The organism is Propionimicrobium sp. PCR01-08-3, assembly GCF_030286045.1.
Classification (GTDB): domain Bacteria; phylum Actinomycetota; class Actinomycetes; order Propionibacteriales; family Propionibacteriaceae; genus Brooklawnia.
In genome coordinates this window covers 1,213,968-1,239,220 of sequence record NZ_CP127390.1, presented here as the reverse complement: position 1 = coordinate 1,239,220, position 25,253 = coordinate 1,213,968, and the positions used below count along the sequence as shown (strand labels likewise).

24 protein-coding genes are annotated in these 25,253 nt (G+C 64.0%); 8 read left to right on the top strand and 16 right to left on the bottom strand.

Annotated features, from left to right (window positions below; genetic code table 11):
* Window positions 1-2 precede the first annotated feature (2 nt).
* A complete protein-coding gene (gene glgP, locus QQ658_RS05685; protein ID WP_286026688.1) occupies window positions 3-2,561 on the bottom strand; it encodes an alpha-glucan family phosphorylase in 2,559 nt (852 codons plus the stop codon).
* Between the two features lie 127 nt (window positions 2,562-2,688).
* Here glgP and QQ658_RS05680 point away from each other — a divergent pair, with 127 nt between their 5' ends.
* On the top strand, window positions 2,689-4,695 hold the full coding sequence (locus QQ658_RS05680) for a maltotransferase domain-containing protein (protein ID WP_286026687.1): 2,007 nt from the start codon (window positions 2,689-2,691) through the stop codon (window positions 4,693-4,695).
* A 15-nt stretch (window positions 4,696-4,710) separates the two neighbouring features.
* Window positions 4,711-6,612 carry a 1,4-alpha-glucan branching protein GlgB gene (gene glgB / locus QQ658_RS05675; RefSeq protein WP_286026686.1) on the top strand — a complete coding sequence of 634 codons (1,902 nt, stop codon included), beginning with the start codon at window positions 4,711-4,713 and terminating at the stop codon, window positions 6,610-6,612.
* Here the strand turns inward: glgB and QQ658_RS05670 are convergent, their stop codons facing one another.
* A complete protein-coding gene (locus tag QQ658_RS05670) occupies window positions 6,613-7,530 on the bottom strand; it encodes a tetratricopeptide repeat protein (RefSeq protein ID WP_286026685.1) in 918 nt (305 codons plus the stop codon).
* 280 nt (window positions 7,531-7,810) lie between these two features.
* Between QQ658_RS05670 and pgm the strand changes: the two genes are divergently transcribed.
* From pgm to QQ658_RS05655, 3 genes are all read left to right on the top strand, one after another.
* Window positions 7,811-9,445, top strand: coding sequence for a phosphoglucomutase (alpha-D-glucose-1,6-bisphosphate-dependent) (pgm, locus tag QQ658_RS05665; protein WP_286026684.1), 1,635 nt, complete (start codon window positions 7,811-7,813; stop codon window positions 9,443-9,445).
* Between the two features lie 180 nt (window positions 9,446-9,625).
* On the top strand, window positions 9,626-10,072 hold the full coding sequence (gene mce / locus QQ658_RS05660; protein WP_286026683.1) for a methylmalonyl-CoA epimerase: 447 nt from the start codon (window positions 9,626-9,628) through the stop codon (window positions 10,070-10,072).
* A gap of 239 nt (window positions 10,073-10,311) precedes the next feature.
* Window positions 10,312-11,808 carry a DivIVA domain-containing protein gene (locus QQ658_RS05655; protein WP_286026682.1) on the top strand — a complete coding sequence of 499 codons (1,497 nt, stop codon included), beginning with the start codon at window positions 10,312-10,314 and terminating at the stop codon, window positions 11,806-11,808.
* 174 nt (window positions 11,809-11,982) lie between these two features.
* Here QQ658_RS05655 and nucS read toward each other — a convergent pair whose 3' ends face one another.
* Window positions 11,983-12,696: an endonuclease NucS gene (gene nucS, locus QQ658_RS05650; protein ID WP_286027040.1), complete on the bottom strand. Its 714-nt coding sequence runs from the start codon at window positions 12,694-12,696 to the stop codon at window positions 11,983-11,985.
* Between the two features lie 39 nt (window positions 12,697-12,735).
* Here nucS and QQ658_RS05645 point away from each other — a divergent pair, with 39 nt between their 5' ends.
* Window positions 12,736-13,011 carry an Rv1322 family protein gene (locus QQ658_RS05645; RefSeq protein WP_286026681.1) on the top strand — a complete coding sequence of 92 codons (276 nt, stop codon included), beginning with the start codon at window positions 12,736-12,738 and terminating at the stop codon, window positions 13,009-13,011.
* A 138-nt stretch (window positions 13,012-13,149) separates the two neighbouring features.
* The gene (locus QQ658_RS05640) at window positions 13,150-13,941 is read left to right on the top strand and encodes an alpha/beta fold hydrolase (protein WP_286026680.1); all 792 of its coding nucleotides are present in this window, start codon (window positions 13,150-13,152) and stop codon (window positions 13,939-13,941) included.
* An 11-nt stretch (window positions 13,942-13,952) separates the two neighbouring features.
* Here QQ658_RS05640 and QQ658_RS05635 read toward each other — a convergent pair whose 3' ends face one another.
* Entirely contained in the window at window positions 13,953-14,705 is a 753-nt protein-coding gene (locus tag QQ658_RS05635; RefSeq protein WP_286026679.1) for a peptidylprolyl isomerase, read from the bottom strand.
* A 294-nt stretch (window positions 14,706-14,999) separates the two neighbouring features.
* Between QQ658_RS05635 and QQ658_RS05630 the strand changes: the two genes are divergently transcribed.
* Window positions 15,000-15,695, top strand: coding sequence for a cob(I)yrinic acid a,c-diamide adenosyltransferase (locus QQ658_RS05630; RefSeq protein WP_286026678.1), 696 nt, complete (start codon window positions 15,000-15,002; stop codon window positions 15,693-15,695).
* Between the two features lie 36 nt (window positions 15,696-15,731).
* On the opposite strand, the gene QQ658_RS05625 is transcribed toward QQ658_RS05630, so the two are convergent.
* The 12 genes from QQ658_RS05625 to QQ658_RS05570 all read right to left on the bottom strand — a co-directional run bounded on the left by QQ658_RS05625 (window position 15,732) and on the right by QQ658_RS05570 (window position 25,241).
* On the bottom strand, window positions 15,732-16,877 hold the full coding sequence (locus QQ658_RS05625; RefSeq protein WP_286026677.1) for a lipoate--protein ligase family protein: 1,146 nt from the start codon (window positions 16,875-16,877) through the stop codon (window positions 15,732-15,734).
* 81 nt (window positions 16,878-16,958) lie between these two features.
* The gene (locus tag QQ658_RS05620; RefSeq protein WP_286026676.1) at window positions 16,959-17,426 is read right to left on the bottom strand and encodes a DUF2550 family protein; all 468 of its coding nucleotides are present in this window, start codon (window positions 17,424-17,426) and stop codon (window positions 16,959-16,961) included.
* Window positions 17,427-17,622: 196 nt separating this feature from the next.
* Window positions 17,623-18,048: a F0F1 ATP synthase subunit epsilon gene (locus QQ658_RS05615; protein ID WP_286026675.1), complete on the bottom strand. Its 426-nt coding sequence runs from the start codon at window positions 18,046-18,048 to the stop codon at window positions 17,623-17,625.
* A gap of 1 nt (window position 18,049) precedes the next feature.
* Window positions 18,050-19,504 (bottom strand): F0F1 ATP synthase subunit beta, encoded by a 1,455-nt coding sequence (atpD, locus tag QQ658_RS05610; RefSeq protein WP_286026674.1) that lies wholly within the window; start codon window positions 19,502-19,504, stop codon window positions 18,050-18,052.
* A 16-nt stretch (window positions 19,505-19,520) separates the two neighbouring features.
* The gene (locus QQ658_RS05605; RefSeq protein WP_286026673.1) at window positions 19,521-20,438 is read right to left on the bottom strand and encodes a F0F1 ATP synthase subunit gamma; all 918 of its coding nucleotides are present in this window, start codon (window positions 20,436-20,438) and stop codon (window positions 19,521-19,523) included.
* A gap of 3 nt (window positions 20,439-20,441) precedes the next feature.
* Window positions 20,442-22,076 carry a F0F1 ATP synthase subunit alpha gene (gene atpA / locus QQ658_RS05600; protein ID WP_286026672.1) on the bottom strand — a complete coding sequence of 545 codons (1,635 nt, stop codon included), beginning with the start codon at window positions 22,074-22,076 and terminating at the stop codon, window positions 20,442-20,444.
* 24 nt (window positions 22,077-22,100) lie between these two features.
* Window positions 22,101-22,877, bottom strand: coding sequence for a F0F1 ATP synthase subunit delta (locus QQ658_RS05595; RefSeq protein ID WP_286026671.1), 777 nt, complete (start codon window positions 22,875-22,877; stop codon window positions 22,101-22,103).
* Entirely contained in the window at window positions 22,877-23,494 is a 618-nt protein-coding gene (locus QQ658_RS05590) for a F0F1 ATP synthase subunit B (RefSeq protein ID WP_286026670.1), read from the bottom strand. The genes QQ658_RS05595 and QQ658_RS05590 overlap by 1 nt, the downstream gene beginning before the upstream one ends.
* Window positions 23,491-23,712 carry an ATP synthase F0 subunit C gene (gene atpE, locus QQ658_RS05585; RefSeq protein ID WP_286026669.1) on the bottom strand — a complete coding sequence of 74 codons (222 nt, stop codon included), beginning with the start codon at window positions 23,710-23,712 and terminating at the stop codon, window positions 23,491-23,493. Before atpE ends, QQ658_RS05590 begins: the two co-directional genes overlap by 4 nt.
* Window positions 23,713-23,749: 37 nt before the next feature.
* Complete coding sequence (gene atpB, locus QQ658_RS05580) at window positions 23,750-24,517, bottom strand: F0F1 ATP synthase subunit A (RefSeq protein ID WP_286026668.1); 768 nt, start codon at window positions 24,515-24,517, stop codon at window positions 23,750-23,752.
* The gene (locus QQ658_RS05575) at window positions 24,514-24,804 is read right to left on the bottom strand and encodes an AtpZ/AtpI family protein (protein ID WP_286026667.1); all 291 of its coding nucleotides are present in this window, start codon (window positions 24,802-24,804) and stop codon (window positions 24,514-24,516) included. The genes atpB and QQ658_RS05575 overlap by 4 nt, the downstream gene beginning before the upstream one ends.
* A complete protein-coding gene (locus QQ658_RS05570; RefSeq protein ID WP_286026666.1) occupies window positions 24,801-25,241 on the bottom strand; it encodes a hypothetical protein in 441 nt (146 codons plus the stop codon). Before QQ658_RS05570 ends, QQ658_RS05575 begins: the two co-directional genes overlap by 4 nt.
* Window positions 25,242-25,253: the final 12 nt, after the last annotated feature.

Below are 25,253 nucleotides of genomic sequence, written 5' to 3'. Positions count from 1 at the left end.
GCCTACTGGGCAACCATGGCCAGGCCCATTTCGGCCGGGCCGGCCAGCAGCGGGTTGTCGGGCACCACACGAACGGTGTAGCCGACCAGCCCGGCCGATCGGCTGACGTCCGTCAGGGTGAACAATGCCTCACCGTCGGTGGTGCCGCCGCTGCCGGCACGGGCGAAACGAGTGATCCGCACGTTGCGCAGCTCATCGGTCGCGTCCACCTCGCCGGACACCAGCTCGACGGCCACGTCGCGGGCATCCAGGCCGTTCAACTGCACCGAGGCCTCGATGGTGTGGCTCGATCCCACCTCGACGGTCTCCGGTAGCTGCGACTCGACGCGCAGCACCGCAACCCCGGGCCAGGCCCGGCGCACCTTCTGCTTCCAGGCGGCGAGTTCTTCGGCCGTGCCATTGGCCGCCACCCGCGTGGCGGCCGCGGCCGCCGGCGTGTAGTACTTCGTGACGTAGTCGCGCACCATGCGGGTGGCGCGCACCTTGGGCCCCAGGCCTGCGATCGTCTTGCGCATCATGTCCACCCATCCGGTCGGGATGCCGTTGGCGTCCCGGGCGTAGAACTTGGGCACGATCTCCTTTTCGATGATCTCGTAGAGCGCCTCTGCCTCGGCGGCGTCGCGCTCGGCCGGATCGCTGATCGCCTCCAGGGAGGGAATCGCCCAACCGCAATCGGGGCCGTACCATTCGTCCCACCAGCCGTCACGGATCGAAAGGTTGAAGGCCATGTTCATCGCCGCCTTCATGCCGGAGGTTCCGCAGGCCTCCATCGGACGCAGCGGGTTGTTCAGCCAGACATCGCAGCCCGGGTACAACGGCCTCGCGAGTGAAATGTCGTAGTCGGGAAGGAAGACGATCTTTCCGCGCACGTCGTCCCGGTCGGCGAACTGCACCATCTGCTGAATCAGTCCCTTGCCGATGTCGTCGGCCGGATGGGCCTTGCCGGCGATCACGATCTGGATCGGGGTTTCGGGGTCGTTCAGCAATTTCTTCAATCGCTCGGGCTGGTTCAGCATCAAGGTGAGCCGTTTGTAGGACGCGCCACGCCTGGCGAAGCCGATGGTGAGCGTGTGCGGGTTCAGCGCGGTGGCGATCCAGTCGGAGCTCATTCCGCGGGAACAGGCGCTGGCCGCCAGCCGCTCGCGTGCCATGGAGATCATCTGGCCACGCATCTGACGTTTCATCGTCCAGATGTCGGTGTCGTCCACCCTGTCCAGCGCATGCCAGTCCCAGCCGTCGACGACTCCTTCGGCATCGTCGATCGGGGACTCGAGCAGTTTCTGCAATTCGGGATGTACCCAGGTGTGGCCGTGCACACCGTTGGTGACCGACCCAATCGGCACCTCGCTGACGTCGAATCCCGACCACAGCGGCTGGAACATGGCCCTGCTGACCTCACCGTGCAGTTCGGAGACACCGTTGGCGCGTTGGCTCGTCCGCAGCCCCAGCACCGCCATGTTGAACCGGGACGGGTCGCCGCCGGCATAATCCTCGGCCCCCAACCCCAGCACCCGATCGATCGGCAGCGGCTCGAAGGAAGCGAATTGGGCGCGCACCTGGTCCATGCCGAAGCGGTCGATGCCGGCCGGAACCGGCGTATGGGTGGTGAACAGCGTGCCGGCCCGCACCTGCTCCATGGCCGAGTCGAAGGACGCGCCCTCCTCGGCCATCCGCTCGCGGATTCGTTCCAGACCCATGAACACCGCGTGGCCTTCGTTGGCATGGTAGACGCTCGGAGCCGGGCGTCCGGTGACCCTGCAGAACTCGCGGACGGCCCGCACCCCGCCCACGCCCAGCAGCACTTCCTGGGCGAGCCGATGGTCGAAGCCCCCACCGTAGAGCTTGTCGGTGATCAGGCGTTCCGGTTCGCCGTTGACCTCCAGATTGGTATCCATCAAGATCAACGGGACGCGGCCGACCGCGGCAATCCACAGCTGGGCGTGCACCGGCACCCCCCGGATCTCCACCTCGATCAGCACCGGATCGCCTTGCGGGTCGGTGAGCAGGGTGATCGGCAATTCATTGGGGTCCAGCAGTGGATAGTGCTCCTGCTGCCATCCCGAGGCGTTCAACGATTGGATGAAGTAGCCGTGGCGATACAGCAGACCCACGCCGATCAGCGGCACGCCGAGGTCGGAGGCGGCCTTCAGATGGTCTCCGGCCAGGATCCCCAACCCGCCCGAGTACTGGGGCAGCACCTTCGAGATGCCGAATTCGGCGGAGAAGTAGCCGATCGATCGCGGGCAGGCGGCGTGTTCGGCCGCCCAATTCTGGTACCAGCGCTCACCGGTCAGGTAGTCGGCCAGATCCTCGCGCGCCAACTCCAGGTTGCGGACATAGCGACGATCATGGGCCAGCAGGTTCAATCGCTCCGGGCTGACCTGGGGCAGCATCTTGAGCGGGTCCTGTCCGCTACTGGCCCACAGATCGGGGTCGACGGCCCGAAACACCTCTTGAGTGTCGGGGTGCCAGCTCCAGCGCAGGTTGCGGGCCAGTTCGCCGAGCGGGCGTAAGGCCTCCGGCAAGACCGGCTGAACTATGTATCGTCTTATTGCACGCACCCGATCAGGCTAGTGGAGCTTGCGCCGGTGAGGTGTCCGTCCCAGTAAACCCGGATCGGGACAGTTTCACCGAATTCTGATTCGATCTGCTCGCTACCGGCGTCGATTTGCCGCTAGCGTTGCTCACGTGAGTGATCTCGTGAATGCAAAGACCACGCCCGCCCGGTTCGAACAATTCAGATTCGGACGACTGCCGATCGGAAAAGTTGCTCCGGTCATCGAGCACGGCGCCTACCCCGCCAAAGCGGTGGTAGGCGAACAGTTCCCGATCTCTGCGCGTATCTATCGCGAAGGCCATGACAAGGTCGGCGCCACAGCCGTTCTGGCCGGGCCCCATGGCAAGACCGTGCGTGTCGATATGGAGCAGATCTGGCCGGAGGGGCTCGACATCTGGCAGGCCTGGGTGCGTTTGGAGACTGTCGGCGACTGGACCTTCCACATCGAGGCCTGGGCCGACGACTGGCACACCTGGCGGCACAATGCCGATGCCAAGCTCGAGGCCGAGATCGACATCGCATTGGTGTGTTTGGAAGGGCACGATCTGTTCGCCGACGCGGCGTCCCGTGCCCGTGCCGCGGATGCCGAGACCGAGGCCGCCCGCATCGAAGCCGCCGACGAGGCATTACAGCCCGGTAAGCCGGCGCGCCAGTTGCGGACGCTCGCGCTGGACGCCGATCTGGATGTGGCCATGACCCGCTTCGGCAGACGCCGCCTGATCACTCCCACCGTCGACTACCCGATTCAGGTCGACCGCCGCCGCGCGCTGTATGCCAGCTGGTACGAGTTCTTTCCCCGCTCACAGGGCGCCAGCAAGGACCCGGTGACCGGCCGATGGAAGTCCGGCACCCTCAAAGACTGCTATCCGATGCTCGAGCACATCGCCCAGATGGGCTTCAACGTGGCCTACGTGCCGCCGGTCAGCCCGGTCGGACGGCAGTTCCGCAAGGGGCCCAATAACTCGCTGAATGCCGGGCCGGACGATCCGGGATCGCCGTGGGCGGTCGGCGGCCCCGAGGGCGGTCACGATGCCGTGCACCCCGATCTGGGCACCATCGACGACTTCGATGCCTTCGTTCAGAAGGCGAATTCGCTCGGCTTGGAAGTCGCCCTCGATTTCGCACTGCAGGCCTCCCCCGACCACCCGTGGGTGAACGAGCATCCCGAATGGTTCACCACCCGGCTGGACGGCACCATCGCCTACGCGGAGAACCCGCCGAAGAAGTACCAGGACATCTACCCGATCAACTTCGACAACGATCCCGAGGGTATGTACGCGGAAGCGTTGCGGCTGATCGAGTTCTGGATCGGTCACGGCGTCACGATCTTCCGCGTCGACAACCCGCACACCAAGCCGCTGAACTTCTGGGACTGGCTGACCAGCGAGGTACACAAGACCCATCCCGAGGTGTTGTTCTTCGCGGAGGCGTTCAGCCGTCCCGAGGTGATGGAGACCCTCGGCAAGGCCGGCTTCCACATGAACTACACCTATTTCACCTGGCGGTTCACGAAGAAGGAGCTCGGCTCCTATCTGCTGGAGTTGGCCACCGAGACCGCAGACTTCATGCGTCCGAACTTCTTCGTCAACACGCCGGACATCAACCCGCTGTCGGTGCGCTCGGGAGCGCCGGCCGCCTTCGCCATCCGCATCATCCTGGCCAGTATGATGAGCCCGCTGTGGGGCATCTACCAGGGCTTCGAACAGTTCGAGTTCGAGCCCTTGAAGGCGGGCGGCGAGGAGTACCTGAACTCCGAGAAGTACGAATACCGGCCGCGCGATTTCCATGCCAAACCGAACCTGAACGAGTTGATGGGCCGGTTGAACGAGATTCGCCGCGATCATCCGGCGCTGCAGCAGCTGCGCCGCAGCACGGTGCTCAAGACGACTTCCGACGAACTCTTCGCGTTCGCGAAGAATGACGGCGATGACACCATCATCGTCGTGTGCAGCCTCGACCCGCACGAGACGGTGAGCGGCGAAATAACCGTGGACCTCACCGACTTCGGCATCGATGCCGCGGTCTTCGAGGTGCATGACGAGCTGACCGGCGCAGACTTCGTCTGGGGCAAGCAGAACTTCGTGCTGCTCGACACCGCTCGTCCGGCTCACATCCTCACCGTCCGCGCATACCACTAGACCCAAGGAGACACAATGCATGACAAGTTCGGCAATCTGACCGGGTGGGATCTCGAGGGTTTTCACAGTGGTGGCGACACCGAGGCCTGGCGCAGGCTCGGCTCCCATCTGGTCACCGTGCACGACGACGAGCGCGGTGATCTCGAAGGTGCTCGTTTCGCCGTGTGGGCACCCAATGCGCAGCGCGTGCAGGTGATGGGCGACTTCAACTGGTGGCAGGGCGACGACATGGAGTTCGTGCCCGGCACCGGGGTCTGGGCGCTGTGGATCCAAGGTGTCGAGGCCGGCGCCCAGTACAAGTACAAGATTCAGCACGGCGACGGCTCCTGGCAGGAGAAGGTCGACCCCTACGCCCGATTCGCGGACGTGCCGCCCGGCAATGCCTCCATCGTCTGGGAATCGGATTACGAGTGGGGAAACGCCGAACAGATCTGGCTGGACGAGCGGGCCCAGACCAACGTCTACGAATCCCAGATGAGCATCTATGAGCTTCACCTGGGGAGTTGGCGCAAGGGCCTCAGCTACCTCGAACTGGCCGAACAGTTGCCGCAATACGTCAAGTGGCAGGGCTACACTCATGTGGAAATGATGCCGGTGATGGCCCACCCGTTCCCCGGCAGCTGGGGATACCAGGTGACCGGCTATTTCGCTCCGGACGCCCGGCTGGGTACCCCCGACGACTTCCGCGTGCTGGTCGAGGCCCTGCATGCCGAAGGCATCGGGGTCATCCTCGACTGGGTGCCCGGGCACTTCCCGAAGGACGACTGGGCGCTGGGACGTTTCGACGGCACCGCGCTCTATGAACACGCCGATCCCCGGCAGGGCGAGCAGCCCGACTGGGGCACCTATGTCTTCAACTTCGGCCGCAACGAGGTCAAGAGTTTCCTGGTTTCCAATGCGCTGTATTGGGTGCAGCAGTTCCACGTCGATGCCTTGCGGGTGGACGCGGTGGCGTCCATGCTCTATCTGGACTACTCCCGTGCTGAGGGCCAGTGGGTGCCGAACAAGTACGGCGGCCGGGAGAATCTCGAAGCCATCGACCTGCTGCGCTATGTCAACAAGCACCTGTACGCCCGCACGCCCGGGGTCGTGATGATCGCCGAGGAGTCGACCAGTTTCGGTGGTGTCACCAAGCCGGTCAATTGGGGTGGGCTCGGGTTCGGCTTCAAATGGAACATGGGCTGGATGAACGACTCGTTGAGCTATTTGAACCTCGACCCGATCTACCGCCAGTACCACCACAACGACATGACCTTCGCGATGGTCTACGCCTATTCCGAGAATTTCATCCTGCCGATCAGCCATGACGAGGTCGTGCACGGCAAGGGTTCGATGCTCAACAAGATCCCGCAGGACGACTGGCGCAAATTCGCCACCTTGCGCAGCTTCTACTCGTTCATGTGGAGCTTCCCGGGCAAGCAATTGCTGTTCATGGGCCAGGAGTTCGCCCAACGCAGCGAATGGAACGAGGAGAAGGGCCTGGAATGGTGGGTCGACTCACTGCCCGGGCACAACGGCACCCGCCAGTTGATCCGCGCCATGAACCTGCTGCAGGCCGGCCATCCCGCCTTGTACGAACTCGACTGCGAGCCCGAAGGGTTCCGTTGGATCAATGCGGACGACACCACTCACAACGTCTATAGCTATGTGCGGCTGGATCGCGACGGCGAGATGGTTGCCTGCATCTCCAACTTCTCGTCGGAACCGTACGAGACCTATCCGGTCACGCTGCCGGCAGCAGGCAAATGGCGCGAGATCCTCAACACCGATGCGGCCGAGTTCGACGGCACCGGCCTGTATGCGAACGCCGAACCGGTGCTCGCCACGCGGACCGACCCCGACTCGGACGACTCCTGGGCCGAGGCCACCGTTATCGTGCCGCCGATGGCCGGGGTGTGGTTGCGCTACGAGGGGTGATCAGAACAGCGCCATCGACAGTGCCCGGCGCGCCTTGATCACGGCGGGATCGGCCGGATCGGCGGTGTCGAACAGCTCCAGCAGTCGGACGCGGACCCGGTCGCGATCGTCATCGCTGGTGCGGCGCACCAGGTCGACCAGCCGGCTGAATCCCTGATCGGCATTGCCCGTGACGAGTTCGAGGTCTGCGGCGGCGAGTTGCGCATCGATGTCATCGGGGGCCTGATCGGCCTTGGCGATGGTCTGTGGGTCGACTTCGGCGGTGCGCATCAGCAGTGCGGCCTGAGCCCTGCCCGCCTGAGCCTCGCTGTCCCTGGGGTTGGCCTTCAGCAGCTTGTCGAATTCGTCGACGGCCTTGGCGAAATCCCCCGCCTGCAGGGCCGCATCCGCCGCGGCGAATCGGGGGTCGAGCGCCGGCTCGTCGTCCGCGCCATCAGCCACCGGAGCCGCCGATTGCGGCTGCGCTCGGCCGGTCAGGCCGTTGGCGACGGCGATCTGGGACACCTGGTCGAGCAGCGCCTTGATGTCGGCGGCGTCCCTGGTGCCCTGGAACAGGGGCGCCAGCTGACCGCCGATCAACGCCACGACGGTCGGCACAGCCTGCACGCCGAGCGCCTGAGCGACGCGGCCCTGGGTCGATACATCGACGGTGCCCAGGATCATGCGTCCACCGAGGCCGTTGATGACGTCGGCGACCGCGGCACGCACCTGCTCGCTGCCCTGGTCACCGGGCGACACGAAGGCCAAAACCACCGGGTACTGCATCGATTGCTGCGCAACGGACTCGAAGTCGGCCTCGGTCACCTCGATCACATAACTGACGCCTGCACCGGCGCCAGATTGCTGGGTGGCCGCCGAGGCGGCGATGGAGGAGAGATCGACTGCTCCGGGACGCGAAAAATTCTGATCAGCGCTCATATCCCCATTCTTCCACCTGTGTATCTGCGCCCGACACCACGCGCCCGCGCTTTCGCGTGTCGGGTCCGCCGAGCACGTTCGCGATCTTCTGGGTGTATCCGCACCGGATACCAGGCGCCGACACTCTCCTTGCCATACGGCACCAAGGGGGCCAGAAGCGATTGCCTCGCCCGCCCGGTCTCGCCCGAGAGTCACCGTCGACCAGAACCAGAAGGGCTGCGTGAGAACCCGGAACTCGAGAACGGTGACGAAATCCGATTTCAAGCGGCAAGATAGAGCCATGGCTCATCCACGTGCAGGCCAGTTGGCCGATTCCTCCGACTTGATCAATGTCGATGAAGTACTCGGCGCCTACTACGACAAGGTGCCTGACCCCCATAACCCCGACCAGGCGGTCTCTTTCGGAACCTCCGGCCATCGTGGGGCAAGTCTCGATACCGCGTTCAACGAAGCGCATATCGCGTCCATCACCCAGGCCATCATCGAGTACCGCGCCACCCAGGGCACCACCGGTCCCCTGTTCATCGGCAAGGACACCCACGGTCTTTCCCTGCCGGCCTGGAAAACCGCGATCGAGGTGCTGGTTGCCAACAGCATCGAGGTGCTGGCCGAGCAGGAGAATGAGTACACCCCGACCCCGGCGGTCTCCCGCGCGATCATCCGCTATAACCGCGAGCATGCCGCAGGCCCCCAGGCCGATGGCATCGTGGTGACCCCCTCGCACAATCCGCCACGCGACGGCGGCTTCAAATACAACCCGCCGAACGGTGGGCCCGCCGACACCGACGCCACCGGCTGGATCGCCGACCGTGCGAACGAACTGATGGCGGACTTCCGATCCATCAAGCGGGTGCCCTACGAGCAGGCGTCCGCCAAGGTGCACCGCTACGACTACCGGACCCCGTACTGCGCCGAGCTCGCCCAGGTGGTAGACATCCCGGCCATCAAGGCGTCCGGGCTTCGTATCGGCGCCGACCCGATGGGAGGCGCCTCCGAACAGTACTGGGAGTACATCTCGGAGACGATGCTGCCGAACCTGACAGTCGTCAACAAGGTCATCGACCCGACCTGGTACTTCATGACGCTCGATACCGATGGCAAGATCCGGATGGACTGCTCGTCGCCCAACGCGATGGCGTCCCTGGTGGCCAACCGCGGCGCCTACGACCTGGCCACCGGAAACGATGCCGATTCCGACCGGCACGGCATCGTCACTCCCGATGCGGGTCTGATGAACCCCAACCACTATCTCGCGGTCGCCATCCAGTACCTGTTCGGCAACCGTCCCGGCTGGCCGCAGGCCACCGCGATCGGCAAGACGCTGGTGTCGTCCACGATGATCAACAACGTTGCGGGCCTGCTCGGACGCAAGCTCGTCGAGGTGCCGGTCGGCTTCAAGTGGTTCGTCCCGGGTCTGATCTCGGGTGACCTGGGCTTCGGTGGTGAAGAATCGGCCGGCGCGTCCTTCCTGGAGTTCGACGGCTCGACCTGGACGACCGACAAGGACGGGCTCATTCTCGACCTGCTGGCCAGCGAGATCACCGCCAAGACGGAGAAGACGCCGTCTCAGCTGTACAACAAGCTGGTCGACCAGTTCGGCACCTACTTCTATGCACGCATCGACGCCGAGGCGAGCCGCGAGCAGAAGGCCCGTCTCAAGGCGCTCGCGCCGGAGGACATCAAGGCCTCCCAGCTGGCCGGCGACGCGATCACCCACGTCTACTCGCATGCCCCGGGCAACAATGCGCCCATCGGCGGCATCAAGGTGACCACCGATTCCGGCTGGTTCGCGGCGCGTCCGTCGGGCACCGAGGACAAGTACAAGATCTACGCCGAGAGCTACCGCAGTGCGGAACACCTGGCCGCGATCCAGGACGCCGCGAAACAGGTCGTCTCACAAGCTCTGGAAGGCTGAGCCGACGAGACTACACGTGGCAGCGGATCGGGACGATTGATGCACCGTTTCCGCCTGCCACGCACCCTTCGCCGCAATTGAACCGGCCCGGACGAGCAGTGGCATCCGCTCGATACTTCGAGCGGATGCCAGCCACTACCCCGGCCGAGCCATCACAACCCACTATGAAAGAATCAGCACATGGAAAACTCTGATCTGTTCGTATGTATCGATCACGTCGCATATGTCAGCCCCGACAACGAAGAGGCCGTGAAGTACTACACCGAGGTCTTCGGGTGGCACGAGATTCACCGCGAGATCAATGATGAGCAGGGTGTCTTCGAGATCATGATGGCGCCTGCCGCCGAGCTGACCGAGCACATGACCCAGATCCAGCTCATCTCGCCGACCCGCCCGGACGCCACCACCGCGAAGTGGCTGGAGAAGAACCGTCCCGGCCTGCATCACATGGCATGGCGTGTCAAGGACATGGAGGCCACCGCGGCGACCCTGCGCGAGCGCGGCGTGCGGCTGCTCTATGACGAGCCCCGCATCGGCACCGGCGGCTCGAAGATCAACTTCATCCACCCGAAGTCGGGCAAGGGTGTGCTGATCGAGATCGTGGAGCCCGGAAAAGCCGAGCACTGAGCCATTCAGCAGGATCCACCGACCGGAGTCCGGCCACCGGCAGGGCTCCGGAAACGAAATCAGCCACGAGGGGCAACACCGGTTCCGGTCTGCTGACCACCGCTGCGAGGCAAACCGAGCCGGGCCCGAGGGCCATAACTGAATCCGGGTAATGCCCGGTTTAGAACGCTATGGGGTGTCCACGAGGGCACCCCATAGTCGTTGTTGCTACCGTTGACGTCGGACGTGAGGAGTTCGCGATGACTTATGGCGCTGATGAGGAATACACCGAGGACACCGGCCTCAATCTTTTCGATGACAGGGCGAGTGCGGCAGGCAGTTTTCCCCATGCGATGCTCGGATACGATCGTCCGACCGTCGACAACTACGTTCGCGATATCGAGCAGCAGGTCTCGACCCTTCGCCAGCTGACCAGGCATCTGCGCGCCGAGGTGGCCGCTTCGCAGCGCGAGAACGGCGACAGCGATTTCACCAGGCTCGGTTCGCATGCCACCCAGATGCTGCGGGCCGCCGAGGCACAGGCGGCCGACCTGGTCAACAAGGCAGCCACCGAGGCAGAGCGAATCAAGGAAGAGGGACGCCGGGTCGCCGCCGACCTGCGGGCCGCCGCGCAGACCGAGGCGGACGACATCCGGGTCGAGACGCTCGGTAACCTGCGCGCGATGCGGGAGAAGTTGGACGCCGAGACCGCGCAGGCCCGCGAGGCCACCCAACAGGACTGCCGGGCAGCGGTCGACGCCGCCAAGGCACAGGCCGCCAGCCTGGTCGACGAAGCCCGGCACAACAATTCGCTGGCGACCTCTCAGGCGCAGGCCGAGAACCGGCAACTCGCCGAGCAGGCGGCGCGCGATGCGGAGCAGCTCCGGGCGAAAGCCCAGGCGGAAGCCAACGATCTGCTCAGCAAGGCGCGCAACCAGGCGTCCGAACTCGTCGACACCGCCAAGAAGCAAGCAGCTCAGATCAACCAGAAGAGCCACGACGATGCCCAGGCTCAGATAGCCGCGGCCAACGCCGAGGCGAAGACCGTTGCCGACGAGATCGCCTCCTTGATGGCGGACGCCAATCAGCAGCATGAAAAGGCCACCGCCGAGGTCACCGAAGCCACCGAGCAGGCCGCCAAGATCCGCTCCGATGCGATGGCCGCCGCCGAAGAACTGCGTACCAAGGCATCGGGCGAGGCGGAAAGCCAGGTTGCTGCGTCCCACCGGCAGGCCACCATGATGAAGGACCGGCTGGAGGAGCAATTCGCCTGGCGCAAGGAGCAGCTGGAACGCGAGATCGGCGTGCTCCTGCAGCGCAAGAGCTCGATCATCGCCCAGATGGCCAACCTTCGCCAGTTGGCCACCGAGGCGACCACCGATTATCCCGATACCGATCCTTTTGCGGAGACACCGGACCAGTCCGCTCCCGACCACGACAAGACCGGCTCCGACAATCAGCAATGGTTGTCGGCCGCAGCGCCGCAAGCCGGTTCCCAGCCCGACGAGCAGACCACGGTGATCCGCGACGATCAGGACACCAGCGCGACCACCGTGCTACCCAAGATTGCGACCGGCGCTCCTGCACCGGCAGCCCAGGACGCAGGTGATTCGGCCGGTTCTTCCCCTGCAGATGCCTCTGATGTCAAGGGTCCGGCGACCTCCAACGAGGACGAGCCGTCGGCGGCCGAAGAGACCAAGGTCATGCCGGCCGACGGAGCAGAACCGACCAAGGTGATCAATCCGGACGAGAGCTAGCCGCGTCCCCGGCATCGCTGGCAGCGCGGCCGGTCGAATTCGGAAACCCTCATGCGTTGGTGGTTCTCGAAGGCCCACCCACAGCGGCGGCTCTCGTGCAAGATCACTCGAGCAGAATCTGGCGATAGCGGAAAACCAGTATTCATCGGCCCGAATAATGGGTCACCTGCTCGATCAGAAGAGTCGGTCTTCGGCGTGATCCAATCCGCGTAAGGCGTCGTAATCGACGACCACGCAGGAGATACCCCGATCCGAGGCGAGCGTGCGTGCCTGCGGCTTGATCTGCTGAGCGGCGAAAACTCCGCGCACCTCGCCGAGCAACGGGTTGCGATTCATCAGTTCGAGATAACGGGTGAGTTGCTCCACACCGTCGATCTCGCCGCGGCGCTTCACCTCCACCGCGACATAGCAGCCGAGTTCGTCACGGCAGAGCAGATCGACCGGGCCGATCGCGGTCATGTATTCGCGCTGCACCGTCGTCCAGCCGTCTCCGAATGCCGCCGGGTTCTCGGCCAGCAGCGCCTGCAGATGCGCCTCGACGCCATCTTTTTGTAGGCCCGGATCCACTCCGAGTTCGGTGCTGTAATCGAGTTCCACCTCGCCCAGGCTGATCTGCAGATAGTCGCCGTTTTTGCCGCGAACCATCCAGACCTCACGAATCTTCGAGTCGATATCACCGGTCGTCGCGGCCAGCTCGGTATCGGCAGCCGCGGTCACCGTCAAGGTGCAGGGCGGGCTCATCCAGTTGAGCGGCTTATAGGCCCGATCGTCTGCGTGTACCGAGACCGATCCGTCGGCCTTCACCAGGATCAGCCTGCGTGCCATCGGCAGATGGGCCGTCAGCCTGCCGCCGTAATCCACCTGGCATTCACCGATCACCACACGCACGGCGTCCACCGTACCGTAAGCGCGAACTACAGTGGACGCGTGGCCAAACGTCCCAGCAAACACACTCGTCCACCCCGGCCATTGCGGCTGGATGGATTCAATTCGTCGGCCCAGAAGGCCGATGGACGCTGGGTCGTTCGTCAGGTCAGGCCTGAGAACGCGGTCAAGACCTATATTTGCCCCGAATGCCAGAATCCCATTCCTCCTGGCCAGGCACACGTCGTCGCCTGGCCGCACACTCCCCCGATCGGTTCGAGCTCGGGCGTCGATTACCGTCGGCATTTCCACAGCTACTGCTGGCAGCGCAGACGCTGACAACTCCGCCCGCAGGCTGCCTTCCCAGGCAGCTATCGAGCGGCCGGGCACGCGGCTCCCGAAATCTCTCGGCAGCCATGAGATGGCGCAAGCCCGATACCCTGGCCATATGACGGCCATGTGCACAGGAGACAGACGATGAGCAGATTGCACGGCATCGAGGTGGGCCACGGCCCGATACGGCTCTTTTTCTTGCACGGCATCTTCGGGCAGGGCAAGAATTTCGGCAATGTCGCGAAACTGCTCTCCGAGCAGATAACCAGCGTGTTGCTCGATCTGCCCAACCATGGCCGTTCGCCGTGGACCGATCGATTCGACTATGACCTGTTTGCCGATCTGGTGGCCGATGAGCTCGAAGCACGAGGAGCCTCCAGCGCACCGGTGGTGCTGGTCGGGCATTCGATGGGCGGCAAGATCGCGATGCGCCTGGCGCTGCGCCATCCCGGGCTGATCAGCCACTTGGTGGTCGAAGACATGTCGCCGGTCGCCAGAACCGGCAGCGACGACTTCCAGCACCTGGTCGACTCGCTGTGCAGCCTTGATCTCGCGTCCATCACCAATCGGAAGCAAGCGGACGAACAGCTGGCGGGCTTGGTCGCCGATCCCGGCGTCCGAGGGTTCTTGCTGCAGAACCTGCACCGTGACACCGCCTCGGGCGGCTGGCGCTGGCTGCCCAACCTCGAGCTGCTGCGGCACTCCATCACCCAACTCACCGGCTGGCCGCCGATCACCGGCAGCTGGGACCGCCCGGTTCTGTGGCTACGCGGCGCGAACTCCGATCACGTGCAGCCCGCCGACGAGCCGGTGATGCGCAGCTACTTCCCGCGCGAGAGGCTGGAGACCATACCCGGGGCCGGGCATTGGATTCACGCCGATCAGCCCAGGGCTGTCGCGCACGCCATCGCGGAGTTCGTCGGACGCGAAGCCTGAGCGCACTCGACTCATCCGAAGACGGCGCGGGTGATCTTCGCCTCGGCGATCGGGTTCGGGGACGAATCCTTCGATACTCCGCGTGAGGCAATCGTGCTGACCACGTCGAGCGAGGGCTCGTCGATGGTGCCGAAGATGGTGTAATCGGGGTCCAGCGGTGAATCTCCCCAGACGATGAAGAACTGCGAGCCGTTGGTGTCCGGGCCCGAATTGGCCATCGCCACCACGCCGGTGGTGTACTGCTCGTCGCCGCTCAGTTCATCGGCGAAACGGTATCCCGGCCCTCCCGTGCCGGTGCCCGTCGGGTCTCCGCATTGCAGGATGAAGATGCCCTGGTCGACCAGCCGGTGGCATGAGCTGTCGTCGTAGAACCCCTGCTTGACCAGTGCTTCGAACGAGTTGATGGTGCACGGTGCATTCGCGCGATCCATGGTGATGGCCACGGGCCCGGCGGTCATGTCCAACGTGACGGTCAGGGTGCCGGTGGCAGGCACATTCTCCGAGGGCGGCGGATCGACCGGCTTGGAGCGCTCGCCGCCGGCGATGTACGAACAGCTGACGGTCTCTGCCGTCGTGCTGGCCGGCGCGCTGCCGGTCGCCGAGGCACTGGTGGAGGCCGAGGGCGTTGCCGAACTCGCGCTGGTGGGGGCGTCCGGAGTCACGGCGCCTGAGCCGGACTCTCCCGGCCCGCTCGCGCAACCTCCCAGCGCGATGATGGCGCACGCGGAGAACACCGCGAGTCCTGCCCTTGATCTTGCGGTCATCAACCTTGTCTCCTCACATTCGTGGTCGCGCGGCGGGCCGCGGCGGTTCGGCTCCGGGAGAGCCCTTGGCGTCCGGCCGACCGATTGCCGCTCGCTTCGTCCGTCAACGGCTTCCGCATCTTCTCCCGTCGAGGGCACACCTCGCACTCTTGCGCGCCGCCTATCCAGAACCGGTGGTGCTGCTTCCGAACGCCGACATGCCGCTTGACGACCACGCTCACTACGGCGCCCGGCCCGGGCTGGTCACCGATACGATGACCCGCCCGATGAGGGCGTTGCGGCTAGGCTGCAAGCATGGTTCATCTCACCCGTATCTATACCCGAACCGGCGATGCCGGGAAGACGCGACTCTCCGACAACTCCGTGACTCGTAAGACCGATCCCCGAGTCGAGGCCTATGGCAGCGTCGATGAACTCAACTCCGCCATCGGAGTGCTGTTGGCGAACTACGACGTGGACGATCATGTTCGTGCGGCCCTGCGGATCGTCCAGAACGAGCTTTTCGATCTCGGCGCCGATCTTTCCAACCCCTTCGATCCCGACCCCAAGTGGGAGCCGCTGCGCATCATTCAGCCCAGCATCGACAGGCTGGAAGGCTGGTGCGATGAGTTCATCGAGGGGCTGCCGAGTTTGAATTCATTCATCCTTCCGGGAGGATCGGCCACCAGCGCGCAATTTCACCTGCTGCGCACCATGACACGCCGCGCCGAACGTCAGGCCTGGGCCGCTGCCGAGGTATACGGCCTGCTGGGCATCAACGAAACGAACCCGGAGGCGACCCCCGGCCAGCAGATGTCGGAACCCGTCGGCGGTCAGGCACCGGAAGCCGCCGGGGACGACGACCAGACCGGCCGGATCAGTCCGCTGCCGCTGAAATACCTGAACCGGTTGAGCGACCTGTTCTTCATCCTCGCCCGGCACGCCAACGCTCGAGCCGGAGTGGACGACGTGCTCTGGGTTCCCGGCGGGGAGCGCAACCCGAACCAGTGAACAGGCCAGGCGATGCGATAACCCGCGTCCAAAAACTCATGGCACCCGGTAGGTCCATTCGTCCGTACCGAATTTGTTGGCCACCAGTTCTTGGGCGCGGGCAAGCTGGTCGTCCGAATAGGTCGCGTCCACGCAGCGGTATCGCCTTCGGAAACTCGCCAGGAAGCGTTGCATGACCTGCTCGCGCGTCAGCTTCGTCTGCGAGCTCATCGGATCCACCCATTTCACCGCGCTCGCGGTGCCCTTGTCACTGATCCGTTCGCGGCCCAGCCGCAGCACTTTCGACAACACCTCCATGTCCATGGCGTACGAGCTGGTGACGTGGTGCAGCACGGTGCCATCGGCGAAACGGCGTTGCGCGGCCCCGCCGATCTTGCCCTTGTCGGTGGCGATGTCGTTCAACGGCACGTATCTGGCGCGCACGCCCGCCTCGGCGAGCGCGTCCAAGACCCAGGCGTCCAAGAAGGCATAGGACTGTTCGAAGCTCAGCCCCTCGGTGAGCGCTCCCGGCACTGTCAGCGAATAGGTGATGCAGCACCCGGGCGGCATGTACATCGCTCCTCCACCCGAGATCCGCCGCACCACCCCGAAGCCGTATCTGGCCGCTTGCACCGGATCGACCTCGTTGCGCACGGACTGGAAGGAACCGATCACGACCGCCGGGTCATGCCATTCCCAGATCCGGAAGGTCGGGTTACGGCGGCCGGCACGCACATCGTCGGCGATGACCTGATCGAGTGCCACATGCTGAGCCACCGGCAGACTCAGCGGACCGATGACGTCGAACGTCAGGTCTCTCCAGTCGCAGGCGCCGCGTGCCGCCCGGCGGATCGCGATGGCGATTGCTCTCGTCAGGTCGTCCGGCAAACCGGGTACATCGGCGGTCAACGTCTCGATCATGGTTTGGACGCCGGACTGCAGCGGCGCGCCCGTCAAAGCCTTCTCCGCGGCGCGCAGGAGCTCCGGGCCAACGATGCGGCCGCCAGCTATTGCGGCATCTGTCCCGACCGCCGCATCCGCCACGGCCCGGTCGGCGTCATCGATCCGAGGAGGCGCATCGTTGCCCCGCCACCCGGCTCCGTGCCCGCACGTGCTCGCCGTATCCGTGCCGAAGCGCAGCCGATTCAGCGAACCGTCCTCGGTCTCCAACTCGACCGCCACCCCTGCGTATTCGCCATGCATGAGCAGCCCTTTCTGGTGAGTTGAGACAGCCGGCCGAACCGTACCCGCGCGAGGCGAGCTGCCGACCGGTGTAGCGAATGACTATCCGTTGACTCTGCGCAGATAACCGCCGTGGCCCGGAGGAGCCGCCTCCAGCCAACTGACCAGGCCTGTCGCCGATCCCTCATTCAAGACCAGATCCCACACCTGTGCCAGCTCACCCGGTCTGTCCCCGGGCACCCGTACCGAAAGAATCGTCGAAAAGGCATATCCGAGGTTGGCTTCGCTGATGCTGGTCTTCCGTATCCCGACGACCTCGCATCTGCTGCGGACGAACACCCTCGACGGTTTGGGCCCGATCCGCCACAGCAGATACCACTCGAAACGTTCGCCGGAATAGCGCGCCAAACCGGCACGCCATCTGCGGGTGCCCGCTTTATGCAGCCCACAGTCAAAAAGGCCGCCCTGGCTATTGAGCCACAGGCGGCGCACAAAGATAAGAAGGAGGCAACAGATGACGATCAACAGAATGAGGGCGACTCCGCCGCTCAGCCCGTCGAGATCACCCATATCCAGAGATTAGCGTACCTTGATCATCTTTGATAACCGGGTGCGAGCCCCATACTTCGGCAGGCGCGCACCCGGGATCGCCAAGAACTTCAGGCCGAGAATGGCCCCAGGCCCACGCGCGGCAGCGTCCGCCGTCACCGGGCGTCCGCACCGCCGTTCTTAGCCGAAGAAGGGCAGCCCGGCAGGGCCACTTTGGCTAATGGGTGTTCTTGGCCAGTTCCCGGTACTTCTCGCCGGCCTTGACCTGCGACTGAAGCCTGCGGTACTGGCGCAATTCACGCTCGGTCACCTCGGCGGATTGCACCTTGGAGTGCATCGCCGCCAATTCGATCTGGGCTTCGTCCAGCGATATCTCATCGGCAAGCTCGCCATAGGCCGACAGCACGGACACATGATCGTTGAACACCGAGATGAACCCGGAATCGATGGCGATCACGTGTCTCACGCCGTCGGGAGTGACGGCTTCGGCGCCGTGCGGCACCAGGGCAGCCATCAACGGCTCGTGTCCGACCAGGATGCCGATATCGCCCTCCACGGTACGCACCAGCACGCTGACAGCGTCCCCCTGCCAGACCAGCCCATCGGTGGCGACGAACTTGACGGAAAGCAGGCCAGAGGCCATCTCAGCCCTCTTTCTTCATCTGGTCCCACTTGGCCATCACGTCGTCCATGCCACCGACGTTGAAGAAGGCCTGTTCGGGAATCTCGTCGCATTCGCCATCGCAGATCTTCTTGAATCCCTCGACGGTCTCGGCGACCGGCACCGTCGACCCCGCGACGCCGGTGAATTTCTCGGCGACGTAGAAGTTCTGGCTGAGGAACTGTGAGATACGGCGTGCCCGGTTCACCACGATTTTGTCGTCCTCGGACAGCTCGTCGATGCCCAGGATGGCGATGATGTCTTGCAGCTCCTTGTTGCGCTGCAGAATCTGCTTCACCTGGGTGGCCACGTCATAGTGCTCCTGGCCGATGTATTGGGCATCGAGGATGCGGCTCGACGAGCTAAGCGGATCGACCGCCGGATAGATGCCGCGCGAAGCGATCGCGCGGGACAGCTCGGTGGTCGCGTCCAGGTGGGCGAAGGTGGTCGAGGGCGCCGGATCGGTGTAGTCGTCGGCCGGCACGTAGATCGCCTGCATCGAGGTGATCGAGTGGCCGCGGGTCGAGGTGATCCGCTCCTGCAGCTGGCCCATCTCGTCGGCCAGGTTGGGCTGGTAGCCCACCGCCGAGGGCATCCGGCCCAGGAGCGTCGAGACCTCCGAACCGGCCTGGGTGAAGCGGTAGATGTTGTCGATGAACAGCAGCACATCCTGGTTCTCGACATCGCGGAAGTATTCGGCCATGGTCAGCGCCGACAACGCCACCCGGAGCCGGGTGCCCGGCGGCTCGTCCATCTGCCCGAAGACCAAGGCGGTGTCCTTCAACACGTCGGCTCCAGCCATCTCGTTGATCAGGTCGTTGCCCTCACGGGTGCGCTCCCCCACGCCCGCGAACACCGAGGTGCCACCGAAGTTGTGCGCGATGCGGAAGATCATCTCCTGAATCAGCACCGTCTTGCCGACGCCCGCGCCACCGAACAGGCCGATCTTGCCGCCCTGCACGTAGGGCGTCAACAGGTCGATGACCTTGATGCCGGTCTGCAGCATCTGGCTTTCGGGCTCCAACTCGTCGAACGGCGGCGGATCTCGGTGGATCGGCCAGCGCTCGGTGACCTGGACGGTTGCCGGATCGGCGTTGAGCACCTCCCCCGTCACGTTCCAGACATGGCCCTTGGTGATCGTGCCGACCGGCACGGTGATCGGCGACCCGGTGTCGCGCACCGGCTGGCCGCGCTTGACGCCGTCGGTCGGCTTCAGCGAGATGCACCGCACCTGGTTCTCGCCGATCTGCAACTGCACCTCGATGGTGATCGGACGCCGTTGATCGCCGACACCTGCATCGACGGTCAAAGCGGTGTTGATGGCCGGAAGCCGATCGGCGGGAAACTCGACGTCGATGACCGATCCGATGACGCGGGTCACGCGTCCATCACCGGTGGTGGCACCTGGGGCCTCGGGGGCGTAGGTGGTGGCTGTCATGAATTCAGCGCTCCTATCACGACATCGACAGCGCGCCTGCGCCACCGACGATCTCGTTGATTTCTTGGGTGATCTCGGCCTGCCTGGCCTGGTTCGCCTGCCGGGTGAGATCCCGGATCAGCTCCTGGGCATTGTCGGTGGCCGAATGCATGGCTTGCTGACGGCTGGCCAGCTCGGACGCTGCCGACTGGCGCAGCATGTATTTGATCGAGTCGATGATGTACATCGGCAGCAGGGCGTCCAGCACGGTCTCGGCGTCCGGTTCGAATTCGTAGTCGGGCACGATCCCGCTGGGAGTCTCCAGGGTCGGACCGAGTTCTTCGTCCTCGTCACTGCCGACGACTTGCAATGGCAACAGCCGGACGATCCGCACCTTCTGGGAGACCAGCGAGTTGAACTGGGTGTAGACGACGTGCAAGTCGCCCACCCCGCCATCCTCCTGCCGGGTCAGAAACTGCTGCATCAGCACCTCCCCGATCTCACGGGCGTGCTCATAGTGTGGCGCTTCGCTGAACCCGGTCCAGCTCTGCGCAACCTGCTCACCGTGAAATGCGAAGTAGTCCTGGGCCTTCTTGCCCACCGTGTACAGCTCGATCTCGACGCCCTTGGACTGCAGCAGATCGATCAGACCTTCTGCAGCCCTGGTGATGTTGCCCGGATAGGCGCCGGCGAGCCCCCGGTCGCTGCTGAGTACCAGCACCGCAGAACGCACCGGCTCGTGATGTTCCAGGGTCAGCGGATGAGCGACCTGTGCGAAGGTCGCCACGGCATCGACCGCGCGATGCAGTTCGAGGGTGAACTCCTGCGCCGACTGGGCCTTCGATTCGGCGCGATTCACGCGGGACGCGGCAATCAGCTCCATGGCCTTGGTGATCTTCATCGTCGCGGCCACCGAGTTGCGGCGCTCTCTCAGCTCACGCAAGGTTGCTGCCATGGGTCATCCCCTCTTCTGCTTGACGATCTGCTGTTGCTCGATGTCAGAATCGGTCACCTCGTCGGCTTCGCCTTCGCCGAGCAACGCGCCCGAGGCGGTCCGGAAGGTCTTCTTGAATGAAGCGATCTCGGCCGACGCGCTCGCCAGCTCATCATCCCCCATCACACCGGTGTCGGCGATCGTGGTAAGCAGCGTCGAGTTATGCCGCAGTTGATCGACGAAATCGGACGCGAAACGCTGGACGTCCTCGACGGGCACGTTGTCGAGTTGACCGGTCGTGCCCGCCCAGATGGTGACGACCTGTTCCTCCATCGGCATCGGAGAGTACTGCGGCTGGCGCAACAGTTCCATCAGCCGGGCACCACGCTCCAATTGGCGCTTGGACGCGTCGTCCAGATCGGAGGCGAACATCGCGAACGCCTGCATGTCGCGGTACTGGGCCAGCGAGATTTTCAGGGTGCCGGAGACCTTCTTCATCGCCTTGGTCTGAGCTGCGCCGCCGACGCGCGACACCGAGATGCCGACATCGACCGCAGGACGCTGGTTGGCGTTGAACAGATCGGACTGCAAGAAGATCTGGCCGTCGGTGATCGAGATGACGTTGGTCGGGATATATGCCGAGACGTCGTTCGCCTTGGTCTCGACGATCGGAAGACCGGTCATCGAGCCTGCGCCCAGCTCGTCCGAGAGCTTGGCACAACGCTCCAGCAGACGGGAGTGCAGGTAGAAGACGTCGCCGGGGTAGGCCTCGCGGCCCGGCGGACGCCGCAGCAGCAACGACATCGCACGATATGCCTCGGCCTGTTTGGTCAGGTCGTCGAAGACGATCAGCACGTGACGGCCCTGATACATCCAGTTCTGCCCGATCGCGGAACCGGCGTAGGGGGCGATGTATTTGAAGCCGGCCGGGTCGGAGGCCGGGGCGTTCACGATCACGGTGTAGTCCATCGCGCCGTGCTTGGTCAGCGTCTCGTGCACCTCGGCGACCGTGGAGTTCTTCTGTCCGACGGCAACGTAGATGCAGAGCACCTGCTTGGCCGGATCGCCGGTCTGCCAGTTGCCCTTCTGGTTGAGGATGGTGTCGATGGCGATCGCCGTCTTGCCGGTCTTCCGGTCGCCGATGATCAACTGGCGCTGGCCGCGTCCGATCGGCGTCATCGCGTCGATGGCTTTCAGACCGGTCATCAGCGGCTCGTTGACCTCCTGGCGGTCCATCACGCCGGCGGCCTGCAACTCCAACGGACGACGCTCGGTCGCGCCTTCGATGGCGCCCTTGCCATCAATCGGATTGCCCATCGCGTCGACCACGCGTCCGAGATACCCGTCGCCCACCGGCACCGACAGGATCTCGCCGGTGCCCGTGACCCGGGAGCCCTCTTCGATACCGTCCGAGTCACCCAGGACGACCACACCGATCTCCCGGGCATCCAGGTTCAGCGCAATGCCGAGGGTCCCGTCCTCGAAGCGCAGCAGCTCATTGGCCATCGCCGAAGGCAGGCCTTCGACCCGGGCGATACCGTCGCCCGAGGTGATCACGCTGCCGATTTCTTCGCGGGCCGACTGGGTGGGCTCGTACTTGCGCACGAACTCGTCCAGCGCGTCCCGGATCTCATCGGGGCGAATCGTCAGTTCCGCCATCGCGGTCTCCACTCCTTGTTGTCGTCAGCCGATCAGCCGACGAGCTTGATTAAGTCTGTTCTGGATCGTGCCGTCGATGACGTCGTCACCGACCTCGATGCGTACCCCGCCCAGTACCTGCGGGACGATCTCGACCCGCACGTCGACCGCCGCGCCGTAGATGCGCACCAACTGCGCCTTGATATGAGCGAGCTGATCATCGGTCAGTGGCTGCGCCACGCTCACCTTCGCGATCATGCTGGAGGTGACCTGGGCGGCCAGTTCCACGTATCCATCCAGGGTCTTCACCAGCGGATGATTGCGTCCGGCGACCGCTCGCCGCGCCAAGGCGATGGTCTGCGGCGAGGCTTTGCCCTCGAGTATCGTGCCCACCAGCTCCTGGCGAGCCGGCAACTCGAGTCTGGGGTCGGTCAGCGTCGCCAAAAGCTCGGGATCTGCCTGAATCATCCGGGCGAACCTGAACAGTTCATCCGCGACCTGGTCGATCTGGCCCTGCTGCCGCAAGGTCGCTCTGACCGTCATGCGTTCCAGCAGATCTTCGAGATCGTGCTCATCAGTGCAAACCGCCGCCACCGCGGCCACCAACTCGACCGCCCCGGAACTCACCCGGCCACCCAACAGGTCGGTTGCCAGCTGCGCCCGCGCCTCGCCGGGCAGCGCCGGGTCGCTCAGCGCACCTCGCAGCTGCCCCTGACCGGCCACCGCGTCACAAACACTCACCAAAGCGTCGATGTCGGCAGGCTGCGGATTCCAGCGGTCGGCCTGGGCATCGAGTTTGCGTAACCGAGTGTCGGTTTCCATCACTGCTGTGGTCCTTGCTTGTCGGACCCCACGACGGAATCAGGCACGTAGTCGGGAACCATCCGCGAGGGCTGGGCATCCAGCTCCGTGAGGAACCGGTCGACCGTGCGTCCAGCGGCCCCTGGGTCGGCGAGAGTCTCACCGATCACCCGCTCGGACAACCGGACGGCCAAATTGCCGACATCGGAGCGCAACTCGCTAAAGGCCTGCTCGCGCTCATTCGCCAACTGCAACTCGCCCGCCCTGCGGATGCGATCTGCCTCGGCCTCCGCGGTTTTGCGGGCTTCCACGACGATCTGCTCCGCTTGAGCCCTGGCCTGATCGCGCAACGCAGCGGCCTGTTCGCGGGAGCTGGCAAGCTGCTCTTGATAGTGACGCTTGGTCTCTTCGGCCTCCTGCTTGATCACCTGAGCCCGGTTGATACCGCCCTCGATCTCTTCGGCCCGCCGGTTGTACATCTGCTCGAACTTGGGCACCGCGATCTTCTGTACGCCGACGGCGACGATGATCGCCAGCACCAGGCCGACGATGAATTCGGAGAGATGTTCCGGAGCCAGCGGCCCCAGCGAAATCTCCATCGGGTTCAGTCCCACACCGTACATGGTGGGCCCGCTCACTGAATGACGAAGGCGAGCACGAAGCCCAGAATGGCCAGTGCCTCGACAACGGCGAAGCCGATGTATGCCGTGCTCATCATGGCACCCTTGGCCTCAGGCTGGCGGGCGGTGCCATTGATGACCGAGGCGAAGATCCAGGCCACACCGATGCCCGGGCCGAGTGTGGCCAGGGCGTACCCGATGACGTTGATCGAGCCGGCCAGTTCCATGGGGGTCATTCTTTGTTCCTTTCGTTGAACGATTTGCGTGCTGCAATCAGTGCGAATCACTGATCGAGGATGAAATGTACTGTGCTGTCAGAATCGTGAAGATATAAGCCTGCAGGAATCCGATGAACAACTCGAATCCCAACATCACGAAGCTGAAGATAATGGAGAATCCTCCGCCGATCTTCAGCAGGATGCCGTCGGCCTGGGTGATCAGGTAAGTGCCGCCGACCACGAAGACCATGATCGTCAGATGACCAGCGAACATATTGGCGAACAACCGGACGCCCAAGGTCAGCGGTCGGGTTATGAAGGTGGACAGGAACTCCACCGGAACGATGATTGGATACAGGTACCAGGGCACGCCCTCGGGAATGAGAGCCTTCTTCAGGTATCCGGGACCATGAGTGCGGAATCCTGCATAGATATAGATGAACAGAACCATCACCACGGCGCCCCACGAATATCCGATATTCGACATGGTGGGGAACATGAACAAGAAGAGTTCACCAAACCAGTTGTTCAGCAGGATATAGGTGAACAGGCCCACCAGCAGGCCGATGTAGGGCCGGAAGCCCGGCCCCAAGATGTCGCGTCCTACACCATTGCGGATGAAGTCGTAGAGATACTCCATCAGGAACTGCCGCTTGTTCGGCACGGTGGTCAGGCGTCTCGATGCCAGCCACCAGATGATCACTACCGCTATCGCGGCGATGATCGCCTGGATCATCGGCTTGGTGATCCAGTCGGTGCCGAAAAGCCCCGGGAATTGGAAGTCCTCCACACCCGGCGCGGTGTAACCCTCCATCGGGATCATGCAACACTCCCGTATCGCTTGATAATGATGTACATGCTGATGACCGCTCCGAGAATCAGCCCCACAGCGATCAAAAATGACGTATGAAAAGCACGATCGGCGAGCCAGCCAAGACCACCGTACAGCCCAATGCCTGCCAGCAGGTAACTGAGGATGGTCAGCCCTTGGTCCTTCGAGGTGGAGCGTTGCGCCGATTTGAGCCGCTCGCCGGCCAGCGGCTCGCCAATGCGGTCCGGGGCGACGTCGAAGCTCTCCGGCTCGGATCTGGCCGAGGTGTCGCGGTTCATGCGTCCCTCCCCTGTGGAGCAACGTAGGGCCGATCGTAGACGGGAATTCGTGCGCGTGAATGGGCAAAGATCAAGCCGCCGAGCCATCCGACGATGGCGGACAGTGATCCGGCTGCCACCCAACCGGTCGACACGAGTGTGCTGATTCGACCGAAGCTGTGGGCAGACAGCAAGACGATGCCCAGCGCCGCGACCCGTACCAGGTAGCCGATGATGATCACCATCATGCCTTGACTGTTGGCCAATCGAAGTGCATATCTCTGCACGGCCTGACCGCCCCAGAAATATCCGAGCACCAACGTCACTGCCCCGAGCACACTGACCAGGCCTTGAATTTGATCAAGGGCCGCGGCGACGACGGCGCACACCACTCCAGCACTCAGGCACACCCATACGGCTGCATCGAAGACATGACCCTGTTCAGCGGCAGACGCCACGGCACCTCCTCA